The following is a 16451-nucleotide window of genomic DNA, read 5'->3' on the forward strand; positions in this document are numbered from 1 at the left end:
TGATAGCTGGATTATTTTAATTGGTCCAAAGCGATATTAAGCTTCAGTACATTTACTTTTGAAGGCCCTAAAAGTCCTAAAAACGGTTTTTCTGTTTGGTTTTTCATTAAATCTCTTACTTTTTCTTCGGAAAGATTTCGTACTTCAGCAATTTTCTTCACCTGATACAAAGCGCCTTCTTCAGAAATGTCAGGGTCAAGACCACTACCACTGGCCGTTACCAGTTCTACAGGAACTTTTGTATTTCCCATTCCCGGATGCGTCATCTTTAAGGTATCTATTCTTTTCTGTACAGTTTCCAGATATTCTTTATTGCTTGGACCTTTATTGCTTCCACCGCTTCCTGCCGCATTGTAATTAACAGATGAAGGACGTCCGTGGAAATATTTTTCTGATTTGAATTCCTGTCCGATATTCGCATAAAATTTCTGTCCGTTTTGTGTAATAATTTCTGCATTTCCTTTTGTAGGCAATATTTTCGAACCTCCGTATACGATAAGCAGATAAATTCCTACGATAGCCAGCATTACAAAAGTCAGTCTGAATGCTGCAACAATATGATTTTTCATTTTTTAAATTTTAATAGAATAAACTGATCACTAAATCGATGATTTTAATCCCGATAAACGGAACAATAACACCACCCAAACCATAGATTAAAAGGTTTCTTCTTAATAATGCACTCGCACCAATTGGTTTGTAGGCCACTCCTTTTAACGCCAGTGGAATAAGGAAAGGAATAATCACGGCATTGAAAATAACGGCTGATAATATTGCTGTTTCCGGGCTGTGAAGGTTCATGATATTCAGCTTCTGAAGTGAAGGAATGAAGGTGATGAACAGGGCCGGAATAATGGCAAAATACTTAGCAACATCATTCGCAATACTGAAAGTCGTCAGTGTTCCACGGGTCATCAGCAGTTGTTTTCCAATCTCTACGATTTCAATCAGTTTCGTAGGGTCGTTATCAAGGTCTACCATGTTACCGGCTTCTTTTGCAGCCTGTGTTCCGCTGTTCATTGCCACTCCCACATCGGCCTGAGCCAGTGCCGGCGCATCATTCGTTCCGTCTCCCATCATGGCGACCAGCTTTCCTTCCTGCTGCTCTTTTTTGATGTAGTTCATTTTGTCTTCGGGCTTGGCTTCGGCAATAAAATCATCTACACCTGCTTTTTCAGCAATGAATTTTGCCGTCAGAGGATTATCTCCGGTTACCATCACTGTTTTTACGCCCATTTTTCTCAGTCTCTGGAAACGTTCCTGGATTCCTGTTTTAATGATATCCTGAAGTTCGATAACCCCCCAGACTTTTTCATTAACGCTTACCACAAGAGGGGTTCCTCCGTTTTCGGAAATTTTGGTAACGGCATCCTGGGTTTCTTTTGGGAAGATATTCCCGGCTTTTTCAGTCAGTTTTTTTATCGTGTCATACGCTCCTTTTCTGATCCTTGTGTCTTCAAAATCGATTCCTGAGGTTCTTGTTTCTGCTGAGAAATCAATATAGACCGGGTTGGGAACAAGAAGGTCTTCTGATTTCAGCTGGCTTAATTCTATAATGGATTTCCCTTCCGGTGTTTCATCTGCTACTGAGCTTAATGCAGAAGCTTTAATAAAATCCGGTAATCTGATTCCGTCTGCCGGGTGAAATTCTGTTGCTTTACGGTTTCCAATCGTTATGGTTCCTGTTTTATCCAGAAGCAGTACATCAATATCTCCGGCTGTTTCCACCGCTTTACCACTTTTGGTAATGACGTTTGCTCTTAAGGCTCTGTCCATTCCGGCGATCCCGATTGCAGAAAGCAGACCTCCAATGGTTGTGGGAATCAAACAAACGAAAAGTGAGATAAATGCCGCAATAGTAATGGGAGTCTGCGCATAGTCTGCAAAAGGTTTTAAAGTGAGGGTTACGATAATAAAAGTCAGGGTAAATCCTGCCAAAAGTATAGTTAATGCGATTTCGTTGGGTGTTTTCTGTCTTGATGCACCTTCTACAAGGGCAATCATTTTATCTAAGAAAGATTCTCCGGGTTTCGTGGTTACTTTTACTTTTATTCTGTCGGAAAGCACTTTTGTTCCGCCTGTTACCGAGCTTTTATCACCTCCGGATTCACGGATCACGGGTGCACTTTCTCCGGTGATTGCTGATTCATCAATGGTAGCAAGTCCTTCGATGATCTCTCCGTCCATAGGGATCTGATCCCCGGTTTCGCAAAGGAAAATATCCCCCAGTTTCATTTCGGCAGACATTCTGAGAACAGTTTCTACCTGAAATCCAGGTTTGTTGTCCACCACCACTTTAGCCGGAGTTTCTTCACGGGTTTTTCTGAGGGTATCTGCCTGTGCTTTTCCTCTCGCTTCGGCGATAGCTTCTGCAAAATTGGCGAAAAGAACGGTAAAAAATAAGATAATGAATACAGTAAAGTTATAAGCGAAGCTTCCTTGTGACTTGTCCCCCGTAAGGCTGAAAAGACTTACGATAAACATCACCACTGTTCCGACTTCCACCAGGAACATCACGGGATTTTTAAACATGATTTTCGGATTCAGCTTGACGAAGGACTGTTTGATCGCTTCGTTTACCAAATCTTTTTGAAACAATGTCTGTGATTGATTTTTCATTTTTTTGAAAGAGTTATATAATTGTAATCAATGGTAACCATTAAGAAAGAATAAAACTAAAAGGAGTGGAAATGGATAATATATTCAGGTGAATGTTTCGATGAGTTATAGACTGATTCCCTTACATTTCAATCTTCCTAATGGTTGACTATTGATTTTAATTTTTAATGTTTATTTAGAGAAATACTGGATCTGTTCTGCAATAGGTCCTAATGTAAGGGCCGGGAAGAAAGACAACGCCGCAATAAGAAGGATCACCGCCAGCGTCATAAAGCCGAAAGTAGCCGTATCCGTTTTCAGAGTTCCTGAACTTTCCGGGATGAATTTTTTCTGTGCCAATAATCCTGCAATCGCTATCGGTCCGATGATCGGAATAAATCTGGATAACAGCAATACAATTCCTGTTGAGATATTCCACCATGGCGTATTGTCGCCAAGACCTTCAAATCCGGAACCGTTGTTCGCAGAAGAAGAAGTAAACTCGTACAGCATTTCACTGAAACCGTGGAAACCCGGATTATTCAATGTCTTTGCTCCAAATTCCGGCAGATAGGCAGTTAACGCTGTCCCTACAAGGATTAAGAACGGATGGAAAAGAGCGACGATCATTGCGATCTTCATTTCTTTGGCTTCGATCTTTTTACCCATAAATTCCGGCGTCCTTCCCACCATCAGACCACTGATGAATACAGCGAGAATGATAAAGATGAAGTAATTCAGAATTCCGACCCCACAACCTCCATAGAAGCAGTTGATCATCATGGCGAGCAGCTCATTCATTCCTGAAAGCGGCATCGTACTGTCATGCATGGAGTTCACGGAACCTGTTGAGATCACCGTCGTTGCGATACTCCAATATCCTGAAGAAGCACTTCCGAACCGGATCTCTTTACCTTCCATTGCTCCAAGGCTACTGTCAGCACCCATTTGAGTGATGAGAGGATTTCCATTGGTTTCATTCACTACATTCGGAACAGCTAGTGCCAGGAAACCGACTGTCATTACGGTAAAGATGACCCATGACAGTTTTCTCTTTTTCAGATAAAATCCTAAGGCAAAAACCAGTGCAAACGGAATGATCATCTGAGTGACCATTTCAGTCATATTCGTTACATAATTCGGGTTTTCGAGCGGATGCGCTGAGTTGGCTCCAAAGAAACCTCCCCCATTGGTTCCCAAATGCTTGATCGCTACAAAAGCAGCTACCGGACCTCTGGAAACATCAGCTTTCTGTCCTTCCAGTGTTGTGATATGATCTTTCCCTTCGAAAGTCATCGGACTTCCGTTAGCAGAAAGGATCAGAGCAACAAGGATACTGATCGGAACGAGTATTCTGACTACAGATTTAGTAAAGAAATCATAGAAATTTCCTAATTCTGTAGTTGTCTTATCTTTAAAAGCTTTGAAAAGAACAGCCATAGCCGCCATTCCGGTAGCTGCGGTTACAAACTGCAGGAACATCAGGTAAAGCTGACTTAAATAACTTACTCCCGTTTCTCCTGAATAATGCTGAAGATTACAGTTTACCAGGAAGGAGATTGCCGTGTTAAAGGCAAGGTCAGGTGACATATTCGGGTTTCCGTCAGGATTTAAAGGAAGCCACGACTGAGTCATCAGCATCAGGAATCCTATAACAAACCAAACCAGGTTGATCGTCAGCATGGCATACATATTCTGTTTCCAGGTCATCTGACGGGCCGGGTTGATTCCCGATATTTTATAAATTAATTTTTCAACAGGTTCAAAAACAGGATCTAAAAAGGTCTTTTTGTACCCGTACACATTAGCAATGTATTTCCCCAGAAATACTCCGATCACTAATGTAATAACAAACATGGCAATGACGCCTAAAATTTCTGTATTCATGACCGGTTAAAATTTTTCAGGTTTCAGCAAAACGTAGCAGATGTACACAAAGGCCAGAATTGAAAGGAAAAATAAACTCCACATAGCTTTATATTTTATCAAAAAATTCAACAGATTTATAAAGAAGCCAAAACATCACTGCAAAAAGCAGGATCAAACATATAAGCATCATATCGATAGTATTAAGGTTAATAGGGTCAGCAGTACGTACGATACCATCAGCAGACTGAAGCCTGCATGCTCACGTTTTTTGAACGTTTTTCTTGAAATTGTCATTTTTAAAATATTTTATTCACCTCCTATAGGCCAAAAAGAGGCCCACTCTGAAAACAAAACATTTAAGACATTAACAAACAAAAACTTATGAATAATAAATCAACCTTACCAAAACACAAAAGCCTATCATTTTGATAGGCTCGTTTATTGAAATGATAGGGAGTAGAAGTTAGATTTCAGATTTCAGACAGAAAATGTCAGTGGTGAATCTTGCTTCGCAAGGGAAAGGTGAATGGGAGATTCGGGAAACGAGATTTTAGACATGAGAATTCAGACATCAGATTTCAGACATTACCGCTGATGGTTTCAGGAGCCTCAGCCAACAGATATTTATCATTTATTCAAGATTTCTGGATTCATGCTTTTTGTTGGGCTTATAGTTTATAGCTTTAAAAAACTCAAATTCTATGCCCCTCAACCCCGAAACACGCATCCGAAACTAATTACTAATAACTCATAATTTATAACTCTCTTCCTCTCAATCTTCGCAACTCATCTACCTCAAACCATATTCCTCCAGCTTACGGTACAGCGTTGCAATGCCAATTTCCAGCAGTCTGGCGGCTTCAGCTTTATTTCCTTTGGTATATTGAAGGACTTTTTGAATGTGTATTTTTTCCAGAGATCTTATACTTAAAGAATCGCTTTCAGGAACTGCTTTATCTGAGTAATGCGGAAGGCTTCCGGCATCCAGAATATTGTCTTCCATCAAGATAAGGCTTCTTTCCACTGCATTTCTAAGTTCGCGGATATTTCCTTTCCAGTCGTTTTTTTCCAGCATTTTATAATAATCCGGATTGACCTGAAGGTTGGAAAGATGTAGTTTTCGTGAGAAAACATCGATGAAGTTTTTGGCCAGGGTTTTCAGGTCGTCTTTTCTTTCACGCAATGGTGGAAGATGGATCTCGAATACATTCAGTCTGAAATATAAATCCTCCCGGAACTGGCCCTGCTTTATTTCATGCTCCAGATCTCTGTTGGTAGCCGCAATGAGTCTGAAATCCGATCTTGAAACTTTTGTTTCACCCATTTTGATAAACTCTCCGGTTTCTAAGACACGGAGCAGTTTGGCCTGCAGCTCTATCGGCATCTCTCCTATTTCGTCAAGAAATAAGGTTCCGCCATTGGCTTCTTCTATCAGTCCTTTTTTATCCTTTACAGCTCCTGTAAAAGCCCCTTGTTTATGTCCAAAAAGTTCGCTTTCCAGTATTTCTTTGCTGAATGCTGAACAGTTGATGGCTACAAAATTATTCTTCTTTCTATCGCTGCCTTCGTGGATGGCATTCGCAAAAACCTCTTTTCCCGTCCCTGTTTCTCCGGTCAGAAGAACGGCAGCATCCGTTAAAGCTACTTTTTCAGCCAGTTTCTTAGACTGAAGGATTAAAGGCGAAGTTCCGATGATCTGTCCGAAACCTTTTGGTACCACTGTTTTTTGAACAGTTTTAGATTGGTTGTCTTTTACTTTTTCGAGTGCTTTGTACACCAGTGGAATGATCTTGTCATTATCATCTCCTTTTACCAGATAGTCATACGCCCCATTCTTCATAGCCTGAACAGCATCGATGATATTCCCGAAAGCAGTCATCAGAATAATTTCAAGATGCGGATATTTTGTTTTGATGGAACGTACCAGCTCTACCCCGAAAGCATCGGGAAGCCGGACATCGCATAAAACGACTTCAAATTCATGCTGCTCCAGCATGGTCATTGCCGATCGTGCTGTAGAAGCTTCTTTAACATTAAAATTTTCTTGGGAAAGGATCATCCCCAGTAATTTAAGGAGTTTGATCTCATCATCGATGATCAGAATGTTTCCGGACATAATGGTTGTTTTTGGAAAACCTGATGCAAACTTATTGAATTTTTTGAGCAAATGAACAGTAGTGGGACGAAATTTAATCTGAACCCTAGGGAAATGAACGAGATGGAAGAAACTGTAAAGGGTAAATTTTGCTTCGCAAGTGATTGGTGAATGATAGATCAGGAAAAAAACACCTTTTCGTTGTTGCAAATCGAAGCTATAGATGTATTAGTCACAAAAAGGTATTGGAATTTTTTTTGATTGCTTACATTTGTAGTGCATTCGGATCTAAAAGGATGAAATGAGTTAGCTTATGATTGATAAAAGATACAGAGAGACGGTTCATACAGATAAAAACAACTACGAATATATTACAGTAACGCATGATGAAAATAAGGTAAGAATCTATACCCTGAAAAATGGTTTAAAAGTTTTTCTTGCCCAGAATTTTGATGCCCCAAGGATACAGACTTATATTCCCGTGAGAACGGGAAGTAACAATGATCCGTCTGATAATACGGGACTTGCGCATTATCTGGAACACATGATGTTTAAGGGAACTTCGAAAATCGGGACGCAGAACTGGGAAAAGGAAAAAGAACTTCTTGACCAGATCTCGGCATTGTATGAGGAGCATAAAGCGGCACAGGATGCTGACAGGAAGAAGGAGATTTATAAAAAAATAGATGAAGTATCTCAGGAAGCCAGCCAATATGCGATCGCCAATGAATATGACAAAGTGATTTCTTCACTGGGCGCTACCGGAACCAATGCACACACCTGGTTTGACGAAACGGTTTATAAGAATAATGTTCCGAACAACGAGCTTGAAAAATGGCTTACAATAGAAAAGGAAAGATTTTCAGAAGTGGTCCTTCGTCTTTTCCATACCGAGCTGGAATCAGTGTATGAGGAATTTAACAGAGCACAGGATAATGATTCAAGATTGGTCAATTACGAATTGATGGATGCACTGTTTCCTACCCACCCAAATGGTCAGCAAACAACTATCGGAGATCCGGAACACCTTAAAAATCCTTCTATGAAGGCCATTCACAAGTATTTTGATGAATATTACGTTCCGAATAATTACGCGATAGTTTTGGTGGGTGATCTGGATTTTGAGGAAACGATTCAGCTTGTTAATCAATATTTCGGAACGATTCCTTACAGAGAACTTCCCCCAAAAACGCCTGTAATTGAACAACCTTTAACGGAAATTATAAAAAGAACGGTAAAAAGTCCTACCACTCCAAGGGTTCAGCTGGCATGGAGAACTGATAGTTATGGTACGAAAGAGGCCATGCTTGCAGATATTATAGCCAATATTCTCAGCAACAGAGGGGAAGCAGGCTTGCTTGACCTTAATATTAATCAAACGCAACGAATGCTTTGGGCCCAGGCTTTTTCTGTAGGCTTAAAGGAGTACGGATATTTTTCCATCGTCGCTGTTCCGAAGGAAACCCAGACCCTGGACGAAGCTAAAGAAATGGTTCTGGAACAGATTGAACTGATCAAAAAAGGAGATTTTCCGGACTGGATTCTTCCTGCGATCGTGAATGATTTTAAAATTCAGCGTCTGAAGGGACTTGAAACAGCTGACGGACTGGCTACCAATCTGTACGACACTTATATCAAAGGCAGATCCTGGGAGCAGGAACTGAATGAACTGAATGAATATCAGGATTTTACAAAGGAAGAAGTGGTGAGTTTTGCTCAGACTTTTTTTAAGAATCATTATGTTGAAGTGTATAAGGAGAAAGGCATTAATGACCAATTGGTACGGGTTGAAAATCCAGGAATTACTCCTATTAAAATCAACCGGGAGGTACAATCTGAGTTTTTAAAAGAAATTCTGGCAGAAAAAACGGAGGATATACAGCCTGAATTCATTGATTATGAAAAAGAAATCCTTACAGATACGATAAAAGATAAAAAGCTGAGTTTTGTGCTCAACAAGTACAATGATATCGCACAGATTCATTTTATTTTCCCTTTCGGAGGTGATCATGACCGGGATCTTGGAGTTTCTACCCAGCTGCTCCAATACCTTGGAACAGAAAATCTTTCAGCTGAAGATTTAAAACAGGAATTTTTTAAAATCGGGGTCACTAATGATTTTAAAACGACCAATGACCAGCTCACCATCTCACTGAGCGGATTGGAGGAAAATATTGAAAAAGGTATTGCGCTTTTACAAAACTGGATGTATGAGGTGAAACCGGACCAGGAAATTTATACTCAGTTTGTGGAAACTGTTCTGGAAAACCGCCAGGCCTCGAAAAAAGATAAAAACAGAATCATGACTGCCCTGACCAATTATACAAAGCTGGGTAGCTTTTCGCGGTATACGGATATCATTTCGAAAGAGGAGCTGGAAAGTAGCAATGCAGAGGTATTTACGGACAGAATGAAAAGGCTTTTCAAATATCCTTACCAACTTTTCTATTACGGGAAAAAGCTTGAAAACTTTAAGCAGTATATTGGAAAATATATAGAAAATGCAAGTTTCCAGGTTCCTGAACCTAAACAATATCCTGAACCTGAAACGAACGGAAACGTTTATTTCACAGATTACGATATGGTCCAGATGGAAATGAGCAAAGTAGGAAGAGGTTTTGAGGTGAAGACTTCAAACTTCGGAAAGATCAATGTTTTTAATGAATATTTCGGGAGAGGACTTTCTTCTATTGTGTTCCAGGAGATCCGTGAAAGCAAAAGCTTAGCCTATTCTGCCTATGTTTCTTATGCTGCTAATTCTGAACTGGGACATCCGGATTATATCACCACGTATATCGGAACACAACCGGATAAACTTCAGACTGCCGTAAGCACAATGAGCGAACTGATGGACGAGCTTCCTGAAGTTCCCATCCAGTTTGAGAACGCCAGAAATGCAGCTCTGAAACAGATCGCTTCCACCAGAATTACCCGAAACAATATATTTTTCAATACCTTGCGATTGAAGAAACTGAACATTTATCATGACTTCAGAAAAGATATCTACACACAGATTGAAACTCTGAGATTTGCAGATGTAAAAGAATTCTACCAGACAAACATCAAACCGATTCATTTTAATACCGCCATTATCGGTAAGAAAGAAAATCTTGATATGGATGCCGTCAACGAGATGGGACCCTTCAAAGAGTTAAGCCTGAAAGATATTTTCGGACATTAAAAAATAAAGACCGCTTCAGCTCTTGAGGCGGTTTTTTTTGTGGTGGATTTTCAGATGTCAGATTTCAGACATTACCACTGATGGTGTCGGCAGCCTCCAGCTATTTGTCGTTTATTCAACGACCCCCGCAATCATCATCCTAAAACATTCAAAGTTTCCGAAAGTCGCACCCCGAAACCCAAAACTCTAATCCAGTAACTACCCTAAAACTCTCCAACTCAAGATGTGCCTATGTCATCATACAATCTCCATCACCATCCTGATACAGGGGATCAAATCCTTTCGGAAGATGCCCGATAAGCTGCTTGTGAAAAAGGTATCTTCGTTCAAAATCACGTTCATAGATTTTGGGAAATGTTTTTGACCGTCCAATTTTTTTGTTTAATTCCTGCTGATAACTTGTCAGTGCTTTTACTTTATTTTTAACGATAAAATAGCTTAAGAAATCAATGAAATGGTCTAAAGCCTTTTCGGAAAAGAGGTAAGGAATTTTAAGATAGCCATCTCTTAAAAGCAGCAGTGAGCAGGCTGTTAAAGTATTATTTTCATCATATATTTTAATCCAGAAATACCTGAAGACCTCCGCATGGCTTGAAAAAAGGTATTTGTTTTCTTTACTTTTACTTTCAAGCACCCACGGATTTTTTATAAATACATTGATTTCATCTGCATTTCGTCTGCTTTGGAATTTGGACATGAATCCAGAACTTTCATCATCGATATGATCAAGAATTTCAAACCTGAATTCAGGCTTTTTAATCGTCAGGTTTTTTATGGCAATCAAAGAATTGGCTGCCGCATCTGTCCATTTAAAAACAGGCTTTAATGACTTTATTTCCGGCTTTTTTTCAGGAATAATATGGGTTGCATCTGAACGGAAATAATATCTTTTCCCCGGCTTTGGAAAAACGTATTCGAATACGCCCAACATGTTATAAAGAGTTTCTGCTTCTTTGGTGAATTCGGTTGCAATGATATTTCCGTCATATTCCTCAAACATTTTGTTCAGCAATGTTTTTGCAATTCTTTTTCCACGGAATTCTTCACTCACATACAATGTACTCAACCATGCATAATGGAATATTTTCCCATCGATCAGATAATTATCGGGAAAACACCCCACATATCCAGCAAGCTTTCCGTCATAAAATGCCAGGACCAAAAGGGTTTGATCATCTAAAGCTTTCAGGTTTCTGATATGGGATTTTGCCCTGTGTTCTGATATGGGAAGAAAATCAAAATTGCTGAAATCACCAGATGCCACAAAATCTTCAAGTTCTTTCTTATTCAATGTCTTCAGCTCTGTCATCTTCTCACTATTTTATTTTTGTTGATCATCTTCTTCAATCTGAAATAGGCAATTTCTTTTTTTAAAGTTTGCTCTCCGCTTTCTCCCATTTCCATTGGAATTCTGTGAAAAAGCCGTTCGATACTGTCGAACTTTACGCCTGCGCTTCCGAAACAGCAAAAAAGGTCTTTATTTTTAAACAACTCATCAAAAAAATCTTTCTTCACTCCGAAATCTGTGAAAGGAAAAGCAAAACTGTCGTACATCAGGTTATTTTCTTTTAAATAATGGAAGGTTCGTTCTGTAGTTTTTATTTGTTCCGGCAAGGATAATTCATGGTATTTTGGATGATCCCAGCTATGGGAGGAAATCCCGTAACCTTTCTGAGTCAGTATTTTTAATTGATTGGTCGTCAGATACGGACTTTGCCCTTTTAAGTAGGTTGTACAGTCGATCTCAAATTTTTGGATAAGGTTATCCAGCAGATCTCTCTGATGATAATTAATGTTCAACAAGCGCTGTTTAAACTGTTCCCGGGTTGGATTATCTAAAGACAATATCCTGTACACTTCAGGATCTGGCTTTTCGGCCTTTATTGCTTTGTCAATGATTAAACTGGCTTTACACCGGAACATCAATTCCCGGTTGTCAATAAACGCAGGATTTATAAAATTGCAGGCATAGATTCCTTTCCGTTCCAGAATGGGAACTACGGTATCATAAAACTCTCTGAAACCATCATCAAAAGTGAGCAGAGCAATCTTTTTCCGCGGTTTAAAATTTCCGTTGACAAAGTCTTTGAATTCTGACCAGCTGACCCATTGGAAATGTCTTGAAAGATCATCCAGGTCTTCTTCAAACTGCTTTGTATTCTTATATTGAATAAGGTGTCTGATGTGGGGTAAATTTTCATCTGAAACACAATGATAGACAGGCAGGCAATATTCCATAGGAAAAGACTGACCTATGTTTCCGGTTTCGAAAGCAGCAAGTAAACTGATGATCTTATCTTTCATCTCTGTACAATAAAAAAGAATCTATTTAAATGATATTCAAATAGATTCTTAAAGGTATTACTTTTATGTATTATTTAATCACCTTCATTTCGTCGATAAGCCATTTTGAATCGGCAAATTTTTCGATAATAAAGAGAATGTATTTGGTATCTACCATAATGTTTCGGCTGAAACGCGGGTCATAGTTGATGTCACTCATCGTTCCCTCCCACTGTCTGTCGAAGTTAAGTCCTACAAGATTTCCGTTGGCATCCAGAGCCGGGCTTCCTGAGTTTCCTCCTGTGGTATGGTTGGTCGCGGTAAATCCTACCGGAACGTCTCCTGTTTTGTCTTTATAGTTTCCGTAATCTTTTTTGTTGTAAAGATCGATGAGTTTTTTTGGAACATCAAATTCATAATCTCCCGGAACATATTTCTCCATCACTCCCGCAAGATGCGTTTGGTAACCGTAAGAAACAGCATCTCTAGGTGTAGAGCCTTTTACTTTTCCATAGGTAACACGAAGGGTGGAATTGGCATCAGGGAAGAATTTTCTGTCTTTATCCGTTGCCATCTGCTGAGCCATGAATTTCTTCTGAAGGTCATCAATTTTCCCCTGAAGAGACGTAAACTGAGGATCTGCCGTTTTCATATAGGTTTCCTTCATAGAAGCATACAGCTGATAAATAGGATCTTTTTTCAAAGTCTTGATCAGTTTGTCCTGATTAGAAAATGCCTTTTCAATATCTCCTGTCAGCGCAGCTCCGTTGACCTGTGATCTTCCGGTTACGATTGAATTTTTAGACATCTCCTCGATCATCGGAATATTCTGATTTTCGTCTTTATATTTGCTGAATCCTGCAGGTAAGAACTGGGGTGCGGTTTTATTCACGTATAATGCGAGTAATTTCGCTGTTACTTTTGCATCAAGTTCTGCACTGTAATCTTTGTAGAATGAGGTGACCTTTGATTTTAATTTGGCAAGCTCTTTTTCTTCCATTTTCCCGGATTCCACAGAAGCTATATAATCATAGTAATCTCCTGCGAGTTTAAGGGTTTCTGCATTTTTTACAACTTCTGTATAATAGGCATTGTTCAGGGCATAAGGAGCCTGGTCATTGTACAGTTTATTCAGCTGATCCAAAGTTGTTTTGATCTCATGGTTTTTTGCAACCAGAGAACCTTCGTACATTACTTTTTTCTCAACGGCATTGGACTTTTTCAAGCCTTCTACTTCGCCAATCCATTTTTTCCAGTAGTTGGCTACGGAAGCATATTTTGAAGCATATTTGATGCGCGTTTCGCTATCTGTACGCATTTTTTCGTCTAATGTTTTAAGGGCTACCTCACGTACAGCAATTCTTGCAGGATCAATGTCGGTCATGATCTTCTGCACCGCTACTGCTGGAAGGTATTCCGTAGTTTTCCCAGGGAATCCGAATACGAAAGTAAAATCGTTTTCAGCTTTATCTTTGATAGACACCGGCAGATAATGTTTTGGAACGTAAGGAATATTGTCTTTTGAATATTCAGCCGGTTTGTTGTCTTTGCCTGCATAAATTCTGAACATAGAGAAATCTCCCGTATGTCTTGGCCAAACCCAGTTGTCTGTATCGCTACCGAATTTTCCAATGCTTTGAGGCGGTGCCCCAACCAGACGGATATCTTTGTAGGTCTCCGTAGTAAATGCATAAAATTTGTTACCATAGTACATCGATTTTACAATGATCGACTGGTAAGCTTCTATTTTCTGAGAGTTCTTATAAACTTCGATATTTTTATTGATCTTTTTAGTCAGTTCAGGCTCCACAAGGTTGTCTGTTCCTTCCAAAATAAAATCGGTTACTTCTTTGATGTCTACAATGAAGTCTACTTTTACGCCAGGATTCGGAAGTTCCCCGTCCGGATTCTTAGCCCAGAATCCATTGGAAAGAAGATCATTCTGAACCGTAGAATGTGCCTGAATCTGCCCGTATCCACAGTGATGGTTGGTGAGCAGCAACCCTTTAGGCGAAATGATCTCCGCAGTACATCCACCGTTAAACTGAACAACAGCATCTTTTATGCTCGGCTTCTGGGTATTGAAAATGTCTTTGGCAGAGATTTTCATTCCCAAATCCTTCATTTCCTTCTCATTCAACTCTGTCGGAATCCACATTCCTCCATATTGTTGTGCGAAAGCCATAGCAGCCGGCAAAATAAATACGGATAAAAGTATCTTTTTTGTCATAATCAAAATTTTGCCCCAATTTACAAAGAATATTATATATATGCCTTACGTGGTTGTGGAAATATAGGGCTAAAATTCAAGATTTAGATGCCAGATAGTAGACATCAGATTTCAGACATGAGATATGAGACTTTAAGTTATTGATTCAATAATTTCCCAACGATTTAGAATAGGACATCTCTATAATTAACGCTGAACTCATTTACTCTAAATCCCTACTATTCTTAAACTTTAAGATCTTGCATCCCGAAATCCTTCAATTCCTCCACTGGCTTAGTTTTTGTTCCTGATAAAGCACTTAATTATTAATATATTTAAATTACTTCATTATGATGAATAGCAAAATGCTCATTCTTGGCATGGCATCGGCTGTCTTTTTAGCTTCGTGTAATCCAAAAGAAAAAACGACTGACTCAACTGATTCTACCACAGATTCTGCTACTGTGGGTACAGCACCCGCAGACAGCATTACCAAAGCAACGCCTACTGCTGCAGGAGATACTTCGGAAAATGCTCTGGATTGGCCGGGCACTTATGAAGCCGTTGTTCCCTGTGCAGACTGTCCGGGAATTAAGACTTCTTTGACTTTAAACAATGACAAAACGTTCAGCATTACGGAAGAATATATCGACAGAAATTCGAAAAACCAAGATAAAGGAACTTTTGAATGGGATGCTTCAGGAAGCTCTATCACATTGAAAGGAAAAACGGCCAGTTACAAATATAAAGTGGGTGAAAACATTCTTATACAGCTTGATATGGATGGTAAGGAAATTACCGGACCCAACAAGGATCTGTATGTTTTCAAGAAAAAATAAAGGCTCCGGCCTTTATTTTTTTGCTTTGTTTTAAAACTGATAAGCTGTGATCTTAGGATCATTGATGAGACTTCTTATGACCTCATCGTGCTTCGTATCATTTCCGGTAAGCCTCCAGGTGATGGAAAGGTTCCCCTGGGTATACTGTAATTTCAGCATCAAATGTTTCAGGTGATGTTCATCAAATATTGTTTCGCAATGTTTAATATCTTCGGGACCCACTACTGTTATTCTGTATTCCCTGATTTTATGGCTGCTGTCTATGAAATTCTGAAGATAAATCAGTGCGCTCAGAATCAGGAGTACCAGCGCGGTTCCAAGAAGTGACAGGTAGATGTATCCGGAACCTACGGCCATTCCTATAGAAGCAGTGGCCCAAATGGTTGTAGCCGTTGTAATTCCTTCTATTTTATTGTCTCCCTTAAAAATCACCCCGGCTCCCAGAAAACCAATCCCGGTAATAATGTTGGCCGCAAGACGGTCAGGATTCTGCACGCCTATTTTAATGGAAAGGATGGTGAACAGGCAAGATCCGAAACATACCAGAATAAAGGTACGGAGCCCTGCTGATTTATTCCGGTATTCGCGTTCTGCCCCAATCAGTAGCCCCAGAAGGACAGAGATCAATATTAGCAGCAGCTCGTTTTGGACCACATAATGATCCTGAAGAAATTCCATGATATACAATTTTACCTGAATAAAATTACGATAAAAAAGTTTATCGTCACGCTTTTTGACGTCCTGACTTTGTCCTGTCAGATTCTCATTTAAAAGAAAAGTTTTGTAATATTACATTTTAATATGAATAATTAAGATTCATCATGGCACCAACTTTTTTTGCAACAAAGGAAGAATTCAGAAAGTGGCTGGAGGAAAATCATTCGAAAGAAAAAGAAATTCTGGTGGGCTTTTACAAAAAAGGCAGCGGAAAACCTTCCCTGAACTGGTCTGAATCTGTAGATCAGGCTTTATGTTTCGGGTGGATCGATGGGGTACGAAGATCGATAGATGCAGAAAGTTATTATAACCGGTTTACTCCAAGAAAACCGAACAGTAACTGGAGCATGATCAACATTAAAAAGGTTGAAGAGCTTACCAAATCCGGACTGATGACTCCTGAAGGACAAAAAGTATTTGAAGCAAGAAAAGAGCATAAAACGGGAATCTACTCGCATGAAAAAGAGCTTATTCTTGATGCTGTGTATGAACAAGAGTTTAAAAGCCATCATCATGCCTGGGAATTTTTTGAAAACAGGCTCCTTCCTATAAAAGGACCATTATTCATTGGCTGATGAGTGCCCAACAGGAAAAAACAAGACAATCGAGACTTGAAAAAGTTATTAACGAAAGCGAACATTCAAGAAGAATAAAATAAAC

General features: G+C 39.5%; 12 protein-coding genes. 4 read left to right on the forward strand and 8 right to left on the reverse strand.

The annotated features are described in order from the left end of the window. Positions 1-11: 11 nt before the first annotated feature. From kdpC to BW964_RS08655, 4 genes are all read right to left on the reverse strand, one after another. Entirely contained in the window at positions 12-569 is a 558-nt protein-coding gene (gene kdpC / locus BW964_RS08635; RefSeq protein ID WP_076506417.1) for a K(+)-transporting ATPase subunit C, read from the reverse strand. 10 nt (positions 570-579) lie between these two features. Next, entirely contained in the window at positions 580-2619 is a 2040-nt protein-coding gene (gene kdpB / locus BW964_RS08640; protein ID WP_073333710.1) for a potassium-transporting ATPase subunit KdpB, read from the reverse strand. A 171-nt stretch (positions 2620-2790) separates the two neighbouring features. After that, positions 2791-4485, reverse strand: coding sequence for a potassium-transporting ATPase subunit KdpA (gene kdpA, locus BW964_RS08645; protein WP_076506418.1), 1695 nt, complete (start codon positions 4483-4485; stop codon positions 2791-2793). 772 nt (positions 4486-5257) lie between these two features. After that, a complete protein-coding gene (locus BW964_RS08655) occupies positions 5258-6583 on the reverse strand; it encodes a sigma-54-dependent transcriptional regulator (protein WP_076506758.1) in 1326 nt (441 codons plus the stop codon). Between the two features lie 292 nt (positions 6584-6875). Here BW964_RS08655 and BW964_RS08660 point away from each other — a divergent pair, with 292 nt between their 5' ends. Beyond that, the gene (locus tag BW964_RS08660; protein WP_076506421.1) at positions 6876-9743 is read left to right on the forward strand and encodes a M16 family metallopeptidase; all 2868 of its coding nucleotides are present in this window, start codon (positions 6876-6878) and stop codon (positions 9741-9743) included. A gap of 229 nt (positions 9744-9972) precedes the next feature. Here BW964_RS08660 and BW964_RS08665 read toward each other — a convergent pair whose 3' ends face one another. From BW964_RS08665 to BW964_RS08675, 3 genes are all read right to left on the reverse strand, one after another. Further along, positions 9973-11052 (reverse strand): GNAT family N-acetyltransferase, encoded by a 1080-nt coding sequence (locus BW964_RS08665; RefSeq protein WP_076506423.1) that lies wholly within the window; start codon positions 11050-11052, stop codon positions 9973-9975. Further along, positions 11049-12047 (reverse strand): polysaccharide deacetylase family protein, encoded by a 999-nt coding sequence (locus BW964_RS08670; RefSeq protein WP_076506425.1) that lies wholly within the window; start codon positions 12045-12047, stop codon positions 11049-11051. Before BW964_RS08670 ends, BW964_RS08665 begins: the two co-directional genes overlap by 4 nt. 70 nt (positions 12048-12117) lie before the next feature. Further along, on the reverse strand, positions 12118-14256 hold the full coding sequence (locus BW964_RS08675; RefSeq protein WP_084175722.1) for a S46 family peptidase: 2139 nt from the start codon (positions 14254-14256) through the stop codon (positions 12118-12120). A gap of 329 nt (positions 14257-14585) precedes the next feature. On the opposite strand from BW964_RS08675, the gene BW964_RS08680 reads away from it, so the two are divergent. Continuing rightward, on the forward strand, positions 14586-15074 hold the full coding sequence (locus tag BW964_RS08680; RefSeq protein WP_228431943.1) for a copper resistance protein NlpE: 489 nt from the start codon (positions 14586-14588) through the stop codon (positions 15072-15074). Positions 15075-15104: 30 nt separating this feature from the next. On the opposite strand, the gene BW964_RS08685 is transcribed toward BW964_RS08680, so the two are convergent. Continuing rightward, positions 15105-15752, reverse strand: coding sequence for an MgtC/SapB family protein (locus BW964_RS08685; protein WP_076506428.1), 648 nt, complete (start codon positions 15750-15752; stop codon positions 15105-15107). 143 nt (positions 15753-15895) lie between these two features. Between BW964_RS08685 and BW964_RS08690 the strand changes: the two genes are divergently transcribed. After that, the gene (locus BW964_RS08690) at positions 15896-16366 is read left to right on the forward strand and encodes a YdeI/OmpD-associated family protein (RefSeq protein WP_317044333.1); all 471 of its coding nucleotides are present in this window, start codon (positions 15896-15898) and stop codon (positions 16364-16366) included. Further along, on the forward strand, positions 16366-16449 hold the full coding sequence (locus tag BW964_RS22875; protein WP_317044339.1) for a hypothetical protein: 84 nt from the start codon (positions 16366-16368) through the stop codon (positions 16447-16449). The genes BW964_RS08690 and BW964_RS22875 overlap by 1 nt, the downstream gene beginning before the upstream one ends. The last annotated feature ends 2 nt before the right edge of the window (positions 16450-16451 follow it).

Source organism: Chryseobacterium shigense (genome assembly GCF_900156575.1).
Taxonomy (GTDB): Bacteria; Bacteroidota; Bacteroidia; order Flavobacteriales; family Weeksellaceae; genus Chryseobacterium; species Chryseobacterium shigense.